This window comes from Bradyrhizobium sp. 613_E4_N2_2, assembly GCF_052075995.1.
GTDB lineage: Bacteria > Pseudomonadota > Alphaproteobacteria > Rhizobiales > Xanthobacteraceae > Bradyrhizobium > Bradyrhizobium barranii.
The window spans coordinates 8,314,098-8,333,892 of record NZ_CP197234.1; the positions used below are offsets into that span (position 1 = coordinate 8,314,098).

Below are 19,795 nucleotides of genomic sequence, written 5' to 3' on the forward strand. Positions count from 1 at the left end.
CTCACTTCCCCCTCGCCGCGGTCGGCGTCAACCCAAACCGCCTGCGGAAGCAGCGGTTGAAATAAGAGAGATCGTTGAAGCCGCAGGCAAAGGCGATGTCGCTGATGCGGCCCTCGCGATGTGCCAGGAGGTCGGCGGCCTTGCGCAGACGCAGCTCAGTGAGGCGGGTGGTGAAGCTGGCGCCGGCCTCGAACAGCAGCTCGTTGACGTAGCGCTCGGAAAGGCCGCCGGCGGCGGCAAGCTTCTGGGCGGAAAAACCCGGCTCGTGGAAGCGCGCCTCAAGAATCGACAGCACGGCCTTGAGCCGCACGGCGCGCAGGCCCCCGCGTCGCGCGGCAGTGGCGATTTCGCTGCGGGCACCGAGACCGATCGCGGCAAGGTCGAGCAGATGGCCGGCGATCGCCATGCCGGCCTCGTCGGCGGCCGTGGGATTGCGGAGGAGGAGATCGCTGTAATCCATCGCCAGCAACAGCGCGCCGCCGGGCTCGAGCTCGCAGCCGACGAGATCGTCGATGTCGGCGACCATCGCGCGCAGCGTATCGACCGGCAGATGCACGTTGGTGAAACGCTTTTGGCTCGCGCCGTCGGCCGCGAAGAACGGCTCGTCCAGCTTGAGCAGCACCATCGCTCCCGGCCGCATGGTGAATTCGCGGCCACGATGGATCACCTGAGACGGAAGATCTCCGGTGTTGCGCGCGAGGCAAAAGCGGTCGTCGCCGGTCTCGATCACCTGGCGCTTCTCGCGCCGGACCGTGACGAAGCTGCCGTCGCAACGGCCGAGCATGGTGGTGCCGATATGGATCGAGTTCATCGTGGCGCGAAACGGCACGTCGGACGCCGGATCGAGCTCGCCGGTGTTGGAGAAATGCTCGAACAGCTCCGCGAAGCGGATGAAGCGCTGCCGGTCGGACAAGTCCTGTGGCAGCATCTCGGTCGAGAGCGACTTCCTGATGACGGACATCGAGAACGACTTTTCGAGAATGGCTTTTCTAAGTTCTTAAAAAAAGGCTTGGCGCTCGCCGAACCTCGCACGCCAAACAGACGCCCGCAGAAGACCAGCATACCGCAAGCTATCAGCACGCCAACGTGAATCAAGCCGCGCCGGTCAGTCCAAGCTGCGACGGCGCTGGCGCCGGACAGTCCAAGACGCCCCACACAAGCGGGCCCTATTCAGGCAGCGGATGCGGCACGCCACACAAGGACTGCATCCGGGCAAACGGGCGGCCCCAGCCTGACGCCCGCTGGAGGAGACAACGACATGCGAACCTCTCTACCCCGCAGCCTCGTGCTCGGCGGCGCCATCGCGACCAGCCTCTGCATCGGTTACGCGCTTGGCGCGCAGCCGCACATGGACGAAGCCATCGCGATCCTGCAATCGGCCCGCGCCGAGCTCGGCAAGGCAGAGCCGAACAAGGGCGGTCATCGCGAGAAGGCGATCGGGATGATCGACCAGGCGATCGCCGAAGTACGCGCCGGCATCGCGTTCGCCGCCGGCCATTGAAGCAAGGGCATTCGGGAGGAAGACATGATACGCACCCTGTTTGCCACGGCTCTCACGCTCGGCGTGATCACGGGCGTTGCCCAGGCCATGCCGCTCACCCTGCTCAACGCAGGCGCGAACGGCGACGTCATCGCGGTCGCCGGCGGCTGCGGCCCCGGCTGGCACCGCGGCCCCTATGGCGGCTGCCTCAGGAACTACGCCAACCCCGCCGCGCATGCCTGCCCGCGCGGCTACCATATCGGCCCCGGCGGCGCTTGCCGCGGCAATGGCAGGTAGGAGCTGAACACTCCGCCTCTCCCCGCTCGCAGGGGAGAGGCGTCCGCCGACATCACGCCTCTCGCCACCGGCACCAGCAAGACCAAACGTTTTCGTAACCGTCATGCCGCGGCGTCCGACCGCGGCAGGGCGGCGGCGCGATCCCGCTTGCTACCTCAACGGGACTATGCACAGAATGCACCTGTTTTTCATAACACAACCATTGATTGAAATCGTGGAGTGCTGAACGGCTCCAGCCCGAAGTGCTTCACCGTCGATTGCCAGAGGGGCCCCATGACCCAGCATGATGGCGCGCAGAATGGTGATTCTGCCAGACCCAAGCACACGCATGACGATGCAAGCGCCGGCGGGACGACCGCCACCACCCTGTCGAAGCGCAAGCTGGTGCTGTTCGCCGACGGCACGGGCAACGCGTTCACCGCCCAGGAATCCAGCGTCTGGCGGCTCTATGAAGCGCTCGACCACACCCAGCCGGACCAGATCGCCCACTACATCAAGGGTGTCGGCACCGCCGGCTGGGCGCCGCTCGCAGCCATCGACGGCGCCACCGGCATCGGCGTTCCCTCCAACGTCCGCAAGCTCTACCGCTTCCTGTGCTGGAACTGGCGCGAGGGCGACGAGATCTACATCTTCGGCTTCAGCCGCGGCGCCTTCACTGCGCGCACGCTGGCGGCGCTGATCGCGAGTCAGGGGTTAGTGCCGGCGGAAATCAAGGGCGAGCCGGTCTCGCATGCCGAGATGGAGCGCAACGCCATGTCCGCATGGCGGGAATACCGCAAGGAATCGGTGGGCTATCGCAGCCTGCCGACGATCTGGATTACGCGCTGGATTCGCGACCTGCTGCTCATCATCTACCATTTCGTCTGCGGGCACCGCTCCTATTGCACGGTCCGCAAGGCCATGGCCGGCCGCAAGAACGTCAAGATCGAATTCCTCGGGCTGTTCGACACCGTCGAGGCTTTCGGCGTACCGATCGAGGAGCTGCGCGTCGCGATCGACTGGGCAATTTGGCCGATTTCGTTCCGCAATCACCGGCCCTCGCGCAAGGCGAAGCACATCTGTCACGCGCTCGCGCTCGACGACGAGCGCACCACCTTTCATCCGCTGCGGATCGACCAGAGCCGTCTAGCGAATGACCAGACTGTCAAGGAGGTGTGGTTCGCGGGCGTCCATTCCGACATTGGCGGCGGTTACCCGGAATCCACCCTCTCCTTCGTTCCGCTGGTCTGGATGACCGAGCAGCTCGGTGGCCAATTGCGCTTCCAGAACGGCACGATCGAGCGCTTCCGCGAGTATCAATCGGCGATCGGGCCAAAGCACGATTCACGCAGCGGCGCCGCCGTGCTTTACCGCTACGGTCCGCGGCCGATCCTCGAAGGCGATGTGAACGGCGGCAAACCGGTCGTTCACTTCGCCGTGGTCGAACGAATGCTGTTCGGATGCGACGATTATGCGCCGATCATGCTGCCGGCGAACGCGCGGGTGCTGATGCCCGACGGAAGCATCAGGGAGCTCACCAATGACGGCGCGCACCAAGCCATGCATGACGCCTACGCGAAGAAAGCGAGGCGCCCGATAAGCAAGGAGGAATCCGACGCCTTCACTGGAATGAAAGCGCCAGACGCGGACATGGCGAATCTGGCGCGCGGCGCCGTGTGGTGGCGACGCGTGGCCTATTTCTCGCTCCTGATCATGACGGGCATCATCGCCGCCTGGCCGTGGATCGCCCGCAAGATCATAGATACATCCGGCAAGAGCCTGCGCGATTTTGTCAGCAACATCGACTGGGGTTTCAGCGCCATACTCGGCTCCGTCGCGAACCTGCTCAAGAACGTGTTGCCCTCCTATGCGGGGCCATGGCTCAATATCGCACTCTATTATCCTGTCGCGACCGCACTCGTCGTGCTGGTCACGTGGTGGGTCTGGAGCATCAACGCCTCGCTGCGTGATGGCATCCAGGAGCGGGCGCGACTCGCCTGGTACCGGCCGGAACGGAAGGCGAGCGCAAAAAACCTCAGCCGGATGAGTTTGTTGTTCAGGTTTGGCGGTTTGATGCAGCGAAATGCGCGGTGGATGAGCTTTCCGTTCACCAAGATCATCTTTCCCATCGTCTCCATCGTCGTCATCTACGCCGCGGCCTTGCTGATCGCCTCGAGCAGCTTCTTCACCTGGCGCGTCGCGACCGGACAGGTTTGTGAAACCCCGGAAACAAAAGCCGCAGAGGCGAAGAGAAAGGGAGCGAACGTCGCGGTAGACATTCCGCCTGCCAAGCCGGTGGGCGACAACGCGCTTCCTGCGGTCGAGCTTTTCAACGTCAACCAGTTCTGTTGGGCAAGCAGGCTCGCCGTGGAGAAGGGCCGCAAATACCGGGTCTGGATCGATATCGACCAACGCTGGTTCGACCGCACGATCATGACCGGCGTCACCGGATTCCAGACCTACGAAAACCACCATTACCTCGCTCTCCCGACCCGGCGACTGTTCGGCGCGGACTGGTTCCAGCCGGTCGTACGCGTCGGCGAGAAGGGCCTGAACGATCAGCCGCTGCAGGCCATGAACGTGATGTCGGCAGATGAACTGCCGCGCCGCATTGACCCGACCCTTCCCGAGGAAAATGCTCAGGATGAGCCAAAAAACAGATATCCCGTCCGCATCGAAAACGCTGAGGAATCGAGCACGGACGATGCGGCGAAGCTGACGACACTCAAGGCTGACATCGCGAAGATGGGCACATTCGATGCGCTTCCGCCAGACGAGTCGGCACGCAAGGTCTGGGACACGCAGAAACTTGCAGACCGGATGGTGGCCGAATTCACCGCACCTGATTCCGGCGAGCTGTTCTTCTACGTCAACGACGCCGTGCAGATCGTCCCGGGCTTCCTGCGATGGCTGGCCCCGGCAAAATACGTCGACTATTTCGGGCCGGACGAACAATACTACAAGAACAACAGCGGCACGGCGCGGATCACGGTACAGCGTCTGCCCGCGCCGCCGACGCCATCGGCTGCGGCAAAGCATTAGGCGCCGGCCACACCGGAGCGGAAGAGTGACAACGCCCCCATGATTATGGGTGTCGCGGCGTCCGCGCCGCGGCTAAACTTGGCCTCGCGCCGCGGGGGACACGCGGTGCGGGACGATGAACATGAGCGAACAGGGCGAGACGGGTGAGGCCATCACCATCCTCCTCGTCGAGGACGACGCGCCGACCTGCTGGCGGCTCCAGGATGCGCTGGTCAAGGCCGGCTACAAGGTGCGCAGCGCAGGAACGCTCGGCGAGGCGCGCCAGGCCCTGAACGGCGGCGCACCGCGCGTGCTGCTGACCGATCTGCGGCTGCCCGACGGCCATGGCATCGAGCTGATCCGCGAGACCCGGCAGCGCTTTCCCGACACCGAGATCATGGTGATCTCGGCGCTCGGCGACGAGGAGAGCGTGATCTCGGCGATCACCGTCGGCGCCACCGGCTATCTCCTGAAGGACGCCTTCCCGACCGACATCGCCACCACCGTGCGCGATCTGGTCGCCGGCCATTCGCCGATCTCGGCCTCGATCGCCCGTTTCATCGTGCGCAGAACGCAAGGCGCCGCGCCGAGTTCGGCCGAGCCGCCGCGCGGGCCCGTGCTCAACACCGCACGACTCACCCCGCGCGAGATCGATATCCTCTGGGGCATCGCAAAGGGTTTCAGCTACGCCGAGATCGCTAGCCATCTCGGCCTGTCCAGGCAGACCGTGCCCGGCCACATCAAGAACATCTATCGCAAGCTCGAAGTGCACACGCGCAGCGAAGCGGTGTTCGAGGCGGTGCAGCAGGGCCTGATCAAGCTGTGAGCGAGATTGCAGCGAAAGCACCTGCGCGACCGCGGCGCCGGCTGATCGCGGCGCGCCTCGTGCCCTATCTGCTGCTCCAGGCGCTGATCGTGATCGTCACCATCCAGGGGCTGCGGCTGCTCCAGCCCAGCGACCCCGACGATTTTGCCGTGAGCGAATTTTCGCTGCGGGAGGACGGCACGACCCGGGCGGTGACGTTGCCGCATTTCACGTCGTCGCGCTACGCGCTCCAGGACCCGCCGCTCTATTCGGGCACGTTCGTCTTCAAGCCCGATGCGGCAAACACGGCCTGGTCGGTCTTTCTGCCGCGCTTCAGCAATGGCGTGGAGGTCGCGGTCAACGGCGTCGCGATCCTGGACTCCCGGCGCGATCCCACCGCCAACCGGCCCGACCGCAACACGCCGGAGATCACAGTGATCCCGTCGTCGCTGCTGCGCGACGGCAGCAACGCCATCACCGTGCGGCTATTGGTGTGGGGTCCGCTGCGAGGCTTCCTCGACACCGTCTATGTCGGGCCGGACGAAAGCCTGCGGGGAGCCTACGAGACGCGCACGCTGCTGTTCGTGACGCTGCCCGTGGTGTTCTCGGCCTGGCAATCGTTGCTGGCGGTGATCCTCGCCATCATGTGGCTGATGCGACGCCGCGAGCCGGTCTATGGCGTGCTGGCGGCAGGAATGCTCGTCGGCGCGATGCAGGCCTTCGCGCCGGCGCCGCTGCCGCCCGCGCCTTATCCGCGGCTGGCCGCCATCCTGCTGGCGTCCGCGCCGATCGAGAGCGCGCTGGTCGTGACGTTCGCGGTGCTGTTCTTCGGCTGGCGCTGGCCGCGCTACGGGCTGCTGTTGTTCGCGCCGGGGCTCGTCATCCTGCTGGTCGGGCTCTTTGCGGGCCAGCCGATCCCGCGCATCACCTTCCTGTTCCTCGGCGTGCCGACCGTGGGCCTGTGCCTGATGCTGCTGGTCGTCATCCTGACGTGGGCGGTGATCAGGCGGCAGGACGCGGCGAGCTTTACCTTCGGCTGCGCCGTGACCATCGTGCTGACCTGCTGGTTTCACGACATGCTCTCGGCGTTCGAGTTCGTGCCGGACGATCGCACCTTCGTCACGCGGCTGTCCTATTCCGCGATGCTGGTGGCGATAGGCGCCGGACTGACCTGGCGCTTCGCCCGCGCGCTCAACGAGGTCGACAGCTTCGCCGGCCAGCTCATCGCACGCGTGCGCGAGGCGGAGGAGCGGCTGAAGGCAAGCTTCGCCCGCGAAGAAGAGCGCGCCCGTGCCGCCGCACTCGCCAACGAGCGCACGCGCTTGATGCGCGACCTGCATGACGGCCTCGGCGGTCAGCTCGTCAGCATCGTCGCGCTCTCCGAGCGTGGACACGAGGGCGCGACCATCACGGACGCTGCGCGCGCCGCGCTGAAGGATCTGCGCCTGGTCATCGATTCCATGGACGACATCGGCGGCGACCTGATGCTTGCGCTCGGCTCCTGGCGCGAGCGTGCGGCGGCACAATTGCGGCCACACGACGTCGCACTCGAATGGCACGTGGCGACGCCGCAGGGCCTGCCGCTCCATCCCGAACTGCGGCCATGGCACGTCATCCAGATCGTGCGCATCCTCGACGAGGCCGTGACCAACGCGGTCAAGCACGCGCAGGCGCGCCATATCGTTGTTACCATCGAGACGCTCGACGATGGCCAAGGAGATGGTGACCGGCCGTGTGGCATGATCAGCGTCGCGGACGACGGCAAGGGCTTTGCCCTGTCCGGCAACGGCGAAGCCGGCAGTGCGGGCCAGACCGCGCGGGGTCTGCGCAACATGCGAAGCCGCGCCGCGCGCTGCGGCGCGGTGCTGGATCTGGCCTCGGATTCCTCGGGGACGCGCGTGCGGCTGCAACTGCCGAAAATCTTTCCCGATAGCGACGCCGCCGCCGCGGGCTGAAAAGCCCCCTCCCCGAACGTGTGGGACGCACGGAGAGAGGGGACGGGCCGGATTATCGTCATGCGGAGGACGGGGGGGTCGTCCGCAGATCATCCTTTCGCCCGAAGCAATGCAATCAACTCAATCAAACGAGATCGTCAGCGCACGCCGACGCGATTGACCGGGCCTCCGCGATTCATCGGCGTTCCCGCACGAACGCCGACGCCGGGCGCGCCGACTCCGGGCGTCGCCACCGCGACCGCGGCGGCCGGCGCGACCACCACCGCCCCGGCCGGCCGCACCACGCAGCCCTTGGGCACGCCGACCGTCTTGCAATAGACCACCGCCTGCGCCGGGCTCGTGCCCAGCGACACCATCGCCGCGCCCGCGAGCATCATGACCGTCAGCCCGGCGCTCAGCGCTCCCACGTTTTTCGACATCTTGCTCTCCTGCTTCCCGTTCGGCGCCCCGATGCAATCACCGGGTTTCGCAGCCGACGTGCAGCCTGAATGGCAAAAGACGGCGCGCGGATACATGCCATGAAGATGGGGGTGCGCCGAGCGAGCCGATGCCATGAACATGGCATGGACCGGCAACGGCCCTCCGCGAGATGGTCCGGCTCACCCGATCCCAGCGGGACCCTTCACAATCCCAAAGAGGTGTTTCATGAAGACTTCAGTTCTTGCCGCGCTGCTGCTCGCTGCGGCCATCCTGCCCGCCGCTGCCCAATCCGGTCCGACGCCGCAGGAGCAGATGGCCTGCCGCGGCGACGCCGGCAAATTCTGCGCCGAACATATCGGCAAGCCGCCGCAGATGAATGCCTGCCTGCGCGAGAACAAGACAAAGCTCTCGGACGCCTGCCGCAAGGTGGTGGAGTCGCACGGCGGGTGATCTTCTTCCTTCCCTCCTGTGGGAGGTGCCTTGCCGATGGCAAGGCGGATGAGAGCTGCCTCGACGCACCAAGAGCAGAGACTCTCTGCCGCGAGCCACCCTCTCCCGCGAAGAAGGGAGAGGGACAGCAGCTAATTCGTCAGGCCATAGACGTCGATGCGGCCGTCATAAGTCGGGCGATAGATGCGGCCTTTCCAGACGATCGGACGGTTGAACTTGGGATGCATGAAGGCGTGCTCCGGGCCCCAGTCCTCGCTGTCCCAGATCACCTGGAGCCGTTTGGAACCATCCGGATTGGTGGCGAAATTCTGCGCATCGTAGACCAGGAAGCGGCCCGGACTGAGAATCATGTTGCTGTCCTGATAGGGCACCATCGCCACGATGATGCCATCAGTGCCGTTGTTGGCGGCAAGCGTGATGCTCCAGCCGGGCATGCCGCCCGGCGGACGCGGCGATTGCGGCGAGGCGATCTCGTTGCCCCCGGCGAGATAGGTCGTTCTCCCGTCGGCCGCAATCGACCATGCCCGCAAGGCGCTGTTCTCGCCGCCGACGAAATGCATGGTGCCGTGGGTGGCGGACTGGAACAGCAGCGGCGTGCCATGCAGATGCCGCGTCGCGCCGCCGGGAAACACGTTCAGCTCCATCGGTGACGCCGGCGCAGGCGGCACGGCGGGATCGAAATACGTGTACAGGATCGGTGGCATGAGAAGCCTGTTGTAGTTCGCCGCGAAATGGCCGGCCGCAAGTTCGCCCGGCTGCGTCTTGCCGAGCGCATTGGCATTGCCGGTGTAGAGGATGCCGTCCTTGCCCGCGGCCAGAATGGCATGGGCGGAGGCGACATAGACCGGACCGCCGGAACCGAAATCCTGGTCGCCCCACATCGACTCGTTCATCGCCTCCATGTGATGCGCCACGACCGGCGCGATCTGCGCATCGGTTGCACTGCGACCCGAGGTGACCGCGACATGCGGCATCTCGCGCGCATACCGAGGCTTCAGCGTCATTCCCATACGCCTTGCATGCGCGATCACGGAGGGCAGGGAAACGTTCGACGGCAGCGGCAGTTCGTCATTGTCGTCATCGTCGGCGGTTGCTGCGTCCGCAGCCGCGCCGACCCGGTTGGCGTCGGTCCATGGCGCCCACCACGACATGACTTCGAAATGCGCATGGCTTCCGGTGTGCAAGGCGAGCCGCACGATGCTCTCGCCGAAATCGCCATGCTGCGGCGAGAACGCTCCGTTGCCGGTGATGACGTAGATTGAACCGTCGGGAGCGAGGGCCGGGCCGGCCCCGCTCTGCCACAGCCCGCCGCCGGAGCCGGTGACGGTGGAGCACCACGACGCAGCGAGCCGCCAGGCATGGACGTCGACCGCGAGCAGCCAGCCGCGCGCCGTCTTCGAGGTCTCGGCGATCGTGCCGAAGGGGATCAGCACGTGGTTCCGCGTCAGCGTCAGGGCGCTGCGCTGCTTGCGCTGGGCCGAGACGAATTTCTGCACCGGCAGGCCGCTCGGCGGCGTGTAGACCGCGCCCTCCAGGTTCAGCAGCCCGTGCACCTTCGAGCCGTCGCGGATCCGCAGCGCCGCGAGGAAATGCTGCCCCTTGGCGACGCTGCCGTCGTCGCTGATCCAGGCGCAGGCATAGAGAATGCCCGCCCCCTCGTCGATCACCGGGGTCGAGAGAATGCCCCAATGGACGTTGGTCATGTGGCCGTCGATCGCCCTCGTTCCGACGATGGGACGCCCCAAGTTGGTCGCCCAGATCTTCTCGCCGGTCACAGCGTCGAATGCATAGACCCAATTGCCCATGCTGGCCTGGAAGATCAGGTCGCGGATCTTGCCGTCGGCTGTGTGCAGGCCGCCGACCGCCAGCGGCTGCGCCTCGAGCCTGGGATCGTCGGGAATCGGAAGGCTGAAGAGTTTGACGATGCCCCTGCTGCGGACGGCGGTCGCCGTCAGCACCGTCTCGGAATTGTTCGTACCGGTACGGGCACGGTCGTAGCTGCGGGTCGTGACGGAGGCGACCATGCTCAGGCTCCGTAGGCGAGGAGGCTTCCGGCCGCAATCAGGCAAGCCGCTGCAAGCGGTCGTACGTCGCGCAAGCCTGCGCGCCACCCGCGCGACACGACGGCTCCGCAGGCAAAGCCGAGCCCGGCCATCATCGCGCTCGACAGTGCGGCAACGGCCGGCGCATCAGGCGTGCGCGACACGAGATTGTCGATCGCCAGCAGCGGTGGCAGCACATAGAACCACCCCGGCGCATTCAAAAGACGTTGCGCGATGGGGTGGCGCACCACCAGCGATGCGCCGCACGCGATCAACAGGATCGCTGCGAGCCCGCCCGCGACCGGCATCGTGACGCCGAGCGCGGAACCCAGCGCATCGCAAGCGCCGAACATCAGAATGAGCGGCAGCACATGCGGTTGCGGAACGATGAGTGCGAGCGCAAAGGCCACGATGAGACTGTCCGCGGACGTCCACAACAGATGTATCGACATGGAAACCTCTAAAAGGTTTGCAATGCGAGATAAGTGAGGTCAGTCGAGAAGGCCGCCCCGTCGTCCGCCTTCGAGGGCAATTGCAGCGCGGTGAAACCGCGATTCCGCGCGTGTCGCGCGAGAAAGTGGAGCAGCCAGGCAATGCCGGCTCTATCAACCGGCGTCGGCACGGTGACGCCTTCGCGGTACGGCGCGAAGAAGCGACCCCGAGCTAACAGCGCTACGCCCATGACGAGGCCTTTGGCTAGCCACGCCAATCATGCATTGAACGGAGATCGTCTGGAAGTTGAAATTCGAGGCAAGCGCGTCCGCAGAACGAACCGTCGCTCACGATCGCGTGCACGACGGCGAGGATGGGCGCTAGTCGTCGTCGGGCCCGAACAGCCTGATCTGCGGCAAGCCGCTGCGCGGCCGGCTCGCGACATCGCGCGCATCGGAATCTTCGCGGATGTTGCGCGCGACGTCATCCCAATCGGTGCGGTCGCGCATGCCGCGCGGCTCGCGGGGATCGTAGTGCCGGCGCTCGGCCCAGCGCTCGCGGCGCTCCATGCGGCGCCGTTCGGACGCGGCGCGCTTCATGTCGGAATCTCTGGCCTTGGCATAGGCGTTGTCGGGTGAGGATGGCGGCTCTGTCGATGCCTGCTGCTCGGCAGGCTTTGCGACTTGCGGAGGCAATGCCGGTGCCGGCTTGGGCGGCTCGGCCGCGGCCGCCTGGGAAGGCTGCGGCGCTGGCGGCTCGGCGTTCGCTTGCCTTGCCTGCGTGTCGGGCTTTGCGGGTTCGGATTTGGCTTCGGCCTGCGCCGGCGCGGCGATCATGGCGCCGAAGGCTTGCGAGCCGGTGAGATATTGCAAGCGCTCGGAAGGCGCGTCCGTCATCGCGGGTTTGGCAGCTTCAGCGCGCTGCGCCATCTTGCTCGTGTCCGGCCCCTGCTTGGGCGCGACCGGATTCATGATATTGCCGGCGACGATGCCGCCACCGAGACCAATGGCGATGGCCGCGACGATCGTTCCGGCACCGACGAAATAAGCTGTCGAGGCGCGCATTGGTCCACTCCCTCTTTGGAGCGGGCAACGTTTGTCGATTGCCGGATGTTCCCGATGCGGGACGCAGTTCCCGGAGGAACTTGCGCGTCAGATCTGCTGCGCGACTTTTTCAAGCCCGATGATTCGGGCGAGCTTGCGAACTTCTTCCTTCTGATCCTCGCGCAGCTGGAACAGCAGCGGCATTGCGGCCGACTTCAACTGCTGGACCTCGTCGCAGTTCGGATCGATCGGCACGCCCGGCGCGTTCGGATTGGAGAGCTTGTTCGCGGAGATCTTGCGGACGACATTGCGCAGCGCGGTCTCGACCGAGGGCCAGTAATATTCCTGCGACGACGACAGTTTCAGGCGATCTCTGATGCCCGCGATCTGCACGTCGGACAGCAACGAATAGTTTTTCTGCGGCTGCGGCTTGGCGGCGGCTTTCGGCTTGGCCGGAGCTTCGACGGGAGCCTCTGCGGCAGCGGGCGCTTCATGCACACTCGCCTTGGGCATCGGGAAATCGGCGGGCGTTGCGGCGGCAAACGCCTGGCGCAGCGGCTCGGTCAGCACCGGCGCCTGCGAAAGCTTGTCGGCGGAGACCTGGACCGGATCGATCGCGGCCGAGGCCAGTGCCAGCGTCGGGACCAGGCGGTCGGCCTTGGCGGCGCGATTTGTCGAAAGCTGCTTGGGCGGCGGGGCCTGCGTGATCATCTCCGCGCTGACGCTGGGCACGCTGTCACGGCCGAGGATGGCGGTGGTGGCGGCGCCGAGGACGAGGAAACAGGTCAGCACGACGATGGTGATGGCTTTGGACAAACGTCTCTCCAGGCCCAGCTTCAAGTCCACGTGACGAGTGCCCGGAAACTGGGCGGTAAATAAGGCTTAACCGAGCCATCGCGACGGCAATCGCGCGGACTGTGGCGACATGCCCCGAAATCTCAAGGAAATCAGGCAGCTAGCGCCAGGTCGTAGGCATCCTGGATGTCGGCGACGATCTCGGAGGCCTCCCAGACCGCGCGCGGCTCGACCGATTGCAGCGTCACCGTCCAATTGCCGCCCCGGCGGGTGCGGGGGACGCTGAGGATGTCGAAGCGCACGTTGCGGCACAGCGGATGACGGGCCAGAGCATGGGCCACGCGGACCCGGATTTCGTCCAGCGTCGCGGCTGTCTTGCTATTGAGAAAATCGAAGTCCATCGCCTGTCCCTCTCGGTCCTGATTGGCGGCCGTGAGGGGGATTCTTGGCGGGCGTTGGTTAATCTGCCGTTAAGTACGGGGCCGCGGAGGAGCGCTCGATTAACTGTGATCGGGAGCGACGGCCCCTCCTCTCCCTCCCCCGCAAGCTGGGCGAGGGGAAGGACGCCGCCTACCGCCCGCCCGCATCGCGATATTCGGCGAGGGTCCGCGCCACGAGATCGTCGACCGCCATCACGTCGGTCACGCCCGATGTCGCGTGTCCCCCGCTCCAGATATCGCGCCAGCGTTTCGGGCGGTTTTCGCGCGCGTCGACGTCAATGTCCTTGCCTATATCGATCGCGCCACGTGCCGGCAGATCGTCGGGATCGAGGCCCGCAGCCAAGATCGACGGCTTCAGCATGCTGGTCTGCAACCCCGTGAACGCGGTGGTCAGCAGGATGTCGTCGGCGCTGCTGTCGACCAGCATCTCCTTGTGGCGCTCGTCCGCCATGCTCTCGCGCGTCGCGATGAATTTCGTGCCCATGTAGCCGAGATCGCAGCCGAGGACTTCAGCCGCACGCAGCGCGCGGCCGTCGCTGATGCCTCCGGCGAGCACGATGATGCCGTCAAAGAATGCGCGCACCGCGCGGACGAAAGCGAACGGATTGAGCCAGCCGGTCTGCCCGCCTGCGCCCGCGGTGAGCAGCACCAGCCCGTCGGCGCCGGCTTCCGCCGCACGCTGGGCGTGGCGGATCGAGGCCACGTCCGCCAGCACCAGCGCGCCGGCATCGTGCAGCGGCTTCAACACCGGCGCGGGCGATCCAACAGAGGTGATGACGATCTCCGGCTTGTGTCGCAGCAGCACCGCGAGATCCTGCTCCAGCCGCGCGTTGGAGCGATGCACGATCAGGTTCGGGCAAAGCGGCGCGGCCTTACGACCTGTGTGATCTTCGTGTTGCCGCAGTCGCGTTTCGATCTCGGTGAGCCACGCCTCGAGCTGTTCCGTGCCGCGGCAATTCACGGTGGGGAAGCTGCCGATCACGCCATTGCGACAGGCCGCGACCATGAGCTCGACGCCCGACACCAGAAACATCGGCGCCGCGATCAAGGGCAGAGCGAGACGATCACGGAAGTGTTGCAGTCGATCGGATGTCACTCACGCCTCCTTGCACGGGCTTTGTCGTTCCATCCCGCATTCTCTGTGCTAGCGTTGCGCACAAACATTGGCACGTCAAAAGCCGATGACAAAACAACGGGGAAACATATGTCCGATCCGCTCCACGCATCGTCCCCGACTTGCGCGCAGACGCTGCGGGCACTGTCGCGCTATCCCGGCCGCACCGCTTTCGCCTGGCCCGGTGGATCGCTGAGCTATCAGGGCACCATCGACCTGATCGGACGCATCCAGGCCGTGTTCATGCGGCTGGGCTTGCAGCCCGGCGCGCGCGTCGCGTTCCTCACCGCGAACCGTGCCGACACCTGGTGCGCCGGTGTCGCCGCGCAATTATCCAGGCTCTGCGTCACCTGGCTGCATCCGCTGGGATCGAGGGCAGACCAGCTCTTCCAGCTCGAGGATTCCGAGGCCGAGATGCTGGTGGTCGATGCCGCCACCTTCCGCGATCGCGGCGGCGAGCTTGCCGCGAGTGCGAGCCGGCTCAAGGCGGTCTTCACCACGGGACCGGCCGACTATGGCGTCGACCTGTTGCAGGCGATCGAGATCGAAGGCTACGCCGGCGCGCATTGCTTCGCCGGCCCCGACGATCTCTCAACGCTGAATTACACCGGTGGCACGACCGGAAAATCCAAGGGCGCACTGCGCTATCACCGCGAGAACGCCGGTGGTGCTGCCGCGATCCTCGCCGACTTCGAGATCCCTGACACCCCGCACTACCTCGCGGTTGCCCCGATCAGCCATGTCGCCGGCACGAAAGTAGTGCCGACCCTGATGCGCGGGGGCACCGTGCACATGCTGAAAGGCTTCGATCCCGAGGCGGTGCTGGCGACGATCGCGCGCGAGCGCATCAATTTCACGCTGTTCGTGCCGACCATGATCTATGTGCTGCTCGATCATCCCGCGCTGAGCAGGACCGATCTGTCCTCACTCGAGCTCGTGCTCTACGGCGCCTCCGCGATGTCGCCGAGCCGGCTGGTCGAGGGCATCGAACGCATTGGGCCGGTGTTCTCGCAGCTTTACGGGCAGACCGAATGCTATCCGATTTCGGTGCTGCGAAAGGCTGATCACGATCCCAGGACGCCGGAGCTGTTCCTGTCCTGCGGCTTCCCGATCTCGACCTGCGAGGTCAGGATTCTCGACGACAACGACCAGGAAGTAAAGACGGGCGAAGCCGGCGAGATCTGCGTGCGCGCGCCGCATGTCATGGCCGAATACTGGAAGCGGCCCGACATCACGGCCGAGACGCTGAAGCATGGTTGGGTCCACACCGGCGACGTCGCGCGCAAGGACGAGCGCGGCTACATGTTCATCCTCGACCGCAAGAAGGACATGATCGTCTCCGGCGGCTTCAACATTTTTCCGCGCGAGGTCGAGGACGTGCTGTCGCAGCATGCGGATGTCGCGATGGTCGCGGTCGTCGGCATTCCCGACGAGAAATGGGGCGAAGCCGTTACCGCCATCGTCGTGCCGCGTGAGGGGGCACAGCCCGATCCGGACGAGCTGATCAATCTGGTGAGGACGCGAAAAGGCTCGGCACATGCACCGAAGCAGATCCAGTTCGTCAAGCAGCTGCCGATGACCGGCGTCGGCAAGGTCGACAAGAAGGTGCTGCGCGCGGGCTTCTGGAGTGGACGGGACCGGATGGTGGGGTAGTCATCCCCGATCTGCAACTTGTGGCAGGTAGCACCGCACGTATTCCCGCGGCCGCACTCCGGGGTTCTACGGGTCGCTGTGACCCGCGAACAACAGCTCGGAAGGGACTTTTCAGGCACGCCGTCCGCGCAATTGCAGGCGAATCAACGAATCAATTAGACCGCTGACGGGGCTGGGAAGCGGAGTATCAAATGAGAGTCGCTTCCTTGGAAAGTGCGTTGGCCGCGATCACGTTGATCACGGCTATCATCGTCCTGCTGTGGGAGATCAAGATCGTCTACGGCAGCTGAACTGGCAGGACGCTGGCGTCGAACAGAGACCTCCGGACAAGAAGAGGTTCGCGACCAGGGCATCCCTTCCGCGGCGGCGGAAGTCTGCCGTTCCATCGGCGCAAGGAGCGATCACGGCGCTTGCCGACACGCTTACCGCTTTTCGATCACCAGACTCTGCACCGCCCGGCCGAAATAGCCGCGACGATCCGCGAGCCGCGACATCGCGAGGCCGGCGCCGTCGGGACCGATCCAGGATTCGCCGTCGAGCAAGATCCACTCGCCGACCGGCTGGCGCGATAGGTTCACAGTAAGGTCGGCATTGATGTAGGTCCAGGCGCGGAAGTCGAGCGTCGAGGCGGTGCCGTTGGAGAAATCGGCAGCGACCACGGCGCGCATCGCCTGCGAGACCGCTTCGCCTTCGACCAGCGGATGGTCGAGGCGAAACCAGATCGCGCCGGCCCCGGCCTGGCCGAACCGGCCGCGCGCGGCGCGCATCGAGACCATGCCTGCGAACGGACTGGTCGCGCCATGGCCGTCCTCGACCAGCGAGTCCTCGGGCGACGGCAGCGTGACCGGCAACTCCTTGACGTCGTCCGGCAAAGGCTGTGATTGCCGCTTGATCTTGAGCACGGTGGCATCGACGACCTGAATACCGTCGGCGAACAACTTGATCTCGCAGAGCTGGATCTTGCGCCCCTCGCGCAAAACCTCGCTCTCGATCGTGAGCGGCGCCACCGGCACCGGGCGCATCAAGTCGATGGTGACGCGCGCAACATTCATCGGCACCGGCGTCGGAATGCGTTCCGCCGCCCACGTCACCAGCGCGGACGGCGCTGAGCCGTGCTGCATGCGCCGGTCCCACGGACCGGCAGCATTAGGGCTGGTGACGACGTTGTTGCCGTCGACGCGGTAGATGGCGGTCATGTTTGCACGGTATCTCGGCTGGCGTCCCCCGGACGCAGCGCAGCGCCGGGGTCATGTGCTGCAGCGATGGGTCCCGGCTCTGCGCAGCAGCGTTGCGCGCTGCAGCGCGTCCGGGACACGAGAGCGGTTAGAGCGGCGGATCGATCGCCTCGTCATATTCCTTCTTGAAGCGCGCGATCAGATCGGCGGCGGGGATGATGCCGTCGACGCTGCCGATGCCCTGGCCCGAACCCCAGATCTCCTTCCAGGCTTTCGGCTTGGCGCGCTCGCCGGAGGCATCCGTGCCGAAGTTCATCTTGGACGGATCGGACGTCGGCAGGTTTTCCGGATCCATGCCGGCCGCGAGGATCGACGGCTTCAGATAGTTGCCGTGCACGCCGGTGAAGAGGTTGGAGTAGACGATGTCGTCGGCCGTCGAGCCCGCGATCATCTCCTTGTATTTCTCGACCGCGTTGGCTTCCTTGGTCGCAATGAAGGCCGAGCCGATATAGGCGAAGTCGGCGCCGAGGATGCGCGCGGCGCGGATCGCCTTGCCGTTGCCGATCGCACCCGACAGCGCGATCGGGCCATCGAACCATTTTCGCGTTTCTGCAACGAAGGCCAGCGGCGAGATGGTGCCGGCATGGCCGCCGGCGCCGGCCGCAACCAGGATCAGGCCATCGGCGCCCTTCTCGATCGCCTTGTGGGCGAACTTCTGGTTGATCACGTCGTGGAAGACGATGCCGCCCCAGCCGTGCACCGCTTGATTGAGCTCCTCGCGCGCGCCGAGCGACGAGATGATCATCGGCACCTTGTACTTGGCGCAGAGCTGCATGTCGTGATCGAGCCGGTTGTTCGACTTGTGCACGATCTGGTTCACCGCGAACGGCGCCGACGGCTTGTCGGGATGGGCACGGTCATGGGCCGCGAGCTCTTCGGTGATCCGCGCCAGCCATTCGTCGAGCAGCTCCGGCGGCCGTGCGTTCAGCGACGGAAACGAGCCGACCACGCCGGCCTTGCACTGCGCGATCACGAGATCGGGCACCGAGATGATGAAGAGCGGCGAACCGATCACGGGGATCGACAAGCGCCCCTTGAACAAGGCAGGCATGGACATAGGCGAAACGATCCTTTGGTGGCGAGCAAATCGAAAGCTGGAGGCCATACCAACAAGGCAATCTTTCCACTGTCAAGTATTGCGTTTTGACGCCGTGGCGGATGCCGTTACCGCAATTCCAACATGCGGAATTCGCTACGCAAACGCGGGCGGCATCACCCGATCAAATCCGGATTGATCAGCCGCTCGAACGAGAACATCTCGTCCCATTTCTCCTGCGTCAGCAGCTTGCGTTCGACCACCACGATCTGGTGCAGCGACTTGCCGCTCTTGTAGCCCTCGCGCGCGATCTCGGCGCATTGCTTGTAGCCGAGCAGCGGCTTCAGCACCGTAACGATGCCGAGCGAGTTCAGCACCATGTTGCGGGTGTGCTCCTCGTTGGCGGTGATGCCGACAACACAGTTCTCGCGCAGGCTGTTGACCGCGCGCTCCATGGTGCGGATCGAGAAGAACAGCGCGAACGAGATCACCGGCTCCATCACGTTGAGCTGAAGCTGGCCGGCACTTGCGGCCAGCGTCACCGTGGTGTCGAGGCCGATGACGAGGAAGCTGGTCTGGTTGACGACCTCGGGGATGACAGGGTTGACCTTGCCCGGCATGATCGACGAGCCCGGCTGGAGCTGCGGCAGGTTGATCTCGTTGAAGCCGGCGCGCGGGCCCGAGGCCAGCAGGCGGATGTCGTTGCAGATCTTCGTCAGCTTGCTCGCCGTGCGCTTGAGCACGCCGGAGAGCTGCACATAGGCGCCGGTGTCCGAGGTCGCCTCGACGAGATCGCCGGCGAGGATGAAGTCGACGCCGGTCAGCGCGCTCAAATGCCGGACCGCGAGTTTTGGATAGCCGACAGCCGCAGTGACGGAGGTGCCGATCGCGGTGGCGCCGAGATTGATCTCGCGCAGCAGCGCGCGCGCCTCGGAGATGCGGTCGACCTCCTCGCCGATCGTGGTGCCCCAACCGCGGAATTCGGCGCCGAGCGACATCGGCACGGCGTCCTGAAGATGCGTGCGCCCCATCTTCAGCACGCGCTCGAACTCGCGGCCCTTGGTGAAGAAGGCCTCCTGGAGCTGGCGCAGCGCCGTCATGTAGCTCTCGAGCCGCAGGATCAGCGCCAGCCGGAACGCGGTCGGATAGGTGTCGTTGGTCGACTGGCCGTAATTGACATGGTCGTTCGGGCTGACATGCTGGTAGTCGCCCTTGCTGAAGCCGAGCGATTCCAGCGCGAGATTGGCGATCACCTCGTTGGCGTTCATGTTGGTGGAGGTGCCGGCGCCGCCCTGGATGAAGTCGGTGACGAACTGATCCATCATGTCGCCGGCGATGACGCGGTCGCAGCCCTGGATGATCGCGTCCGCAACTTTCGCATCGACCGCGCCGAGGTCGCGGTTGGCCATCGCGGCAGCCTTCTTGACGTAACCGAGCGCCTTCACGAAGTAAGGCTCCTGGTTCATCGGAATGCCGGTGATGTGGAAGTTCTCCTTCCCGCGGATGGTCTGGACGCCGTAGTAGATGTCGTCGGCGATCTCGCGCTGTCCGAGGAAGTCCTGCTCCGTGCGGCTCATGGGCGCTCCTTTGCTGGCGCT

18 protein-coding genes are annotated in these 19,795 nt (G+C 65.4%); 7 read left to right on the forward strand and 11 right to left on the reverse strand.

The window, feature by feature from the left end:
* Position 1: 1 nt before the first annotated feature.
* Entirely contained in the window at positions 2–961 is a 960-nt protein-coding gene (locus tag AB7290_RS39465) for an AraC family transcriptional regulator (RefSeq protein WP_085399476.1), read from the reverse strand.
* A gap of 297 nt (positions 962–1,258) precedes the next feature.
* Between AB7290_RS39465 and AB7290_RS39470 the strand changes: the two genes are divergently transcribed.
* The 5 genes from AB7290_RS39470 (at position 1,259) to AB7290_RS39490 (ending at position 7,537) form a co-directional block, all read left to right on the forward strand.
* Positions 1,259–1,501 (forward strand): hypothetical protein, encoded by a 243-nt coding sequence (locus AB7290_RS39470; protein ID WP_063985829.1) that lies wholly within the window; start codon positions 1,259–1,261, stop codon positions 1,499–1,501.
* 24 nt (positions 1,502–1,525) lie between these two features.
* Positions 1,526–1,777, forward strand: a complete 252-nt coding sequence (locus tag AB7290_RS39475) for a GCG_CRPN prefix-to-repeats domain-containing protein (protein ID WP_085399477.1) — start codon at positions 1,526–1,528, stop codon at positions 1,775–1,777.
* Between the two features lie 273 nt (positions 1,778–2,050).
* Positions 2,051–4,798: a DUF2235 domain-containing protein gene (locus tag AB7290_RS39480; RefSeq protein ID WP_085399478.1), complete on the forward strand. Its 2,748-nt coding sequence runs from the start codon at positions 2,051–2,053 to the stop codon at positions 4,796–4,798.
* Between the two features lie 121 nt (positions 4,799–4,919).
* On the forward strand, positions 4,920–5,603 hold the full coding sequence (locus AB7290_RS39485; protein ID WP_038933185.1) for a response regulator: 684 nt from the start codon (positions 4,920–4,922) through the stop codon (positions 5,601–5,603).
* A complete protein-coding gene (locus AB7290_RS39490) occupies positions 5,600–7,537 on the forward strand; it encodes a sensor histidine kinase (RefSeq protein WP_085399479.1) in 1,938 nt (645 codons plus the stop codon). Before AB7290_RS39485 ends, AB7290_RS39490 begins: the two co-directional genes overlap by 4 nt.
* Positions 7,538–7,674: 137 nt before the next feature.
* On the opposite strand, the gene AB7290_RS39495 is transcribed toward AB7290_RS39490, so the two are convergent.
* The gene (locus AB7290_RS39495) at positions 7,675–7,956 is read right to left on the reverse strand and encodes a hypothetical protein (protein ID WP_085399488.1); all 282 of its coding nucleotides are present in this window, start codon (positions 7,954–7,956) and stop codon (positions 7,675–7,677) included.
* A gap of 226 nt (positions 7,957–8,182) precedes the next feature.
* Here AB7290_RS39495 and AB7290_RS39500 point away from each other — a divergent pair, with 226 nt between their 5' ends.
* On the forward strand, positions 8,183–8,407 hold the full coding sequence (locus AB7290_RS39500) for a hypothetical protein (RefSeq protein ID WP_014491555.1): 225 nt from the start codon (positions 8,183–8,185) through the stop codon (positions 8,405–8,407).
* 131 nt (positions 8,408–8,538) lie between these two features.
* Here AB7290_RS39500 and AB7290_RS39505 read toward each other — a convergent pair whose 3' ends face one another.
* From AB7290_RS39505 to AB7290_RS39530, 6 genes are all read right to left on the reverse strand, one after another.
* The gene (locus AB7290_RS39505; RefSeq protein WP_085399480.1) at positions 8,539–10,431 is read right to left on the reverse strand and encodes a PQQ-binding-like beta-propeller repeat protein; all 1,893 of its coding nucleotides are present in this window, start codon (positions 10,429–10,431) and stop codon (positions 8,539–8,541) included.
* A 2-nt stretch (positions 10,432–10,433) separates the two neighbouring features.
* The gene (locus AB7290_RS39510) at positions 10,434–10,859 is read right to left on the reverse strand and encodes a hypothetical protein (RefSeq protein ID WP_144030651.1); all 426 of its coding nucleotides are present in this window, start codon (positions 10,857–10,859) and stop codon (positions 10,434–10,436) included.
* A gap of 402 nt (positions 10,860–11,261) precedes the next feature.
* Positions 11,262–11,945 carry a hypothetical protein gene (locus AB7290_RS39515; protein ID WP_085399483.1) on the reverse strand — a complete coding sequence of 228 codons (684 nt, stop codon included), beginning with the start codon at positions 11,943–11,945 and terminating at the stop codon, positions 11,262–11,264.
* 87 nt (positions 11,946–12,032) lie between these two features.
* Positions 12,033–12,740, reverse strand: a complete 708-nt coding sequence (locus tag AB7290_RS39520; protein WP_085399489.1) for a hypothetical protein — start codon at positions 12,738–12,740, stop codon at positions 12,033–12,035.
* Between the two features lie 131 nt (positions 12,741–12,871).
* Complete coding sequence (locus tag AB7290_RS39525; RefSeq protein WP_028147356.1) at positions 12,872–13,120, reverse strand: hypothetical protein; 249 nt, start codon at positions 13,118–13,120, stop codon at positions 12,872–12,874.
* Between the two features lie 169 nt (positions 13,121–13,289).
* Positions 13,290–14,255: an NAD(P)H-dependent flavin oxidoreductase gene (locus AB7290_RS39530; protein ID WP_085400971.1), complete on the reverse strand. Its 966-nt coding sequence runs from the start codon at positions 14,253–14,255 to the stop codon at positions 13,290–13,292.
* Between the two features lie 108 nt (positions 14,256–14,363).
* Here AB7290_RS39530 and AB7290_RS39535 point away from each other — a divergent pair, with 108 nt between their 5' ends.
* Positions 14,364–15,926, forward strand: a complete 1,563-nt coding sequence (locus AB7290_RS39535; protein WP_085400969.1) for an AMP-binding protein — start codon at positions 14,364–14,366, stop codon at positions 15,924–15,926.
* A gap of 422 nt (positions 15,927–16,348) precedes the next feature.
* Here AB7290_RS39535 and AB7290_RS39540 read toward each other — a convergent pair whose 3' ends face one another.
* From AB7290_RS39540 to AB7290_RS39550, 3 genes are all read right to left on the reverse strand, one after another.
* Positions 16,349–17,122, reverse strand: coding sequence for a thioesterase family protein (locus AB7290_RS39540; RefSeq protein ID WP_085400967.1), 774 nt, complete (start codon positions 17,120–17,122; stop codon positions 16,349–16,351).
* Positions 17,123–17,249: 127 nt separating this feature from the next.
* Positions 17,250–18,218 (reverse strand): NAD(P)H-dependent flavin oxidoreductase, encoded by a 969-nt coding sequence (locus tag AB7290_RS39545; RefSeq protein ID WP_085400966.1) that lies wholly within the window; start codon positions 18,216–18,218, stop codon positions 17,250–17,252.
* Between the two features lie 155 nt (positions 18,219–18,373).
* Entirely contained in the window at positions 18,374–19,774 is a 1,401-nt protein-coding gene (locus AB7290_RS39550; protein ID WP_014491544.1) for an aspartate ammonia-lyase, read from the reverse strand.
* Positions 19,775–19,795 lie beyond the last annotated feature (21 nt).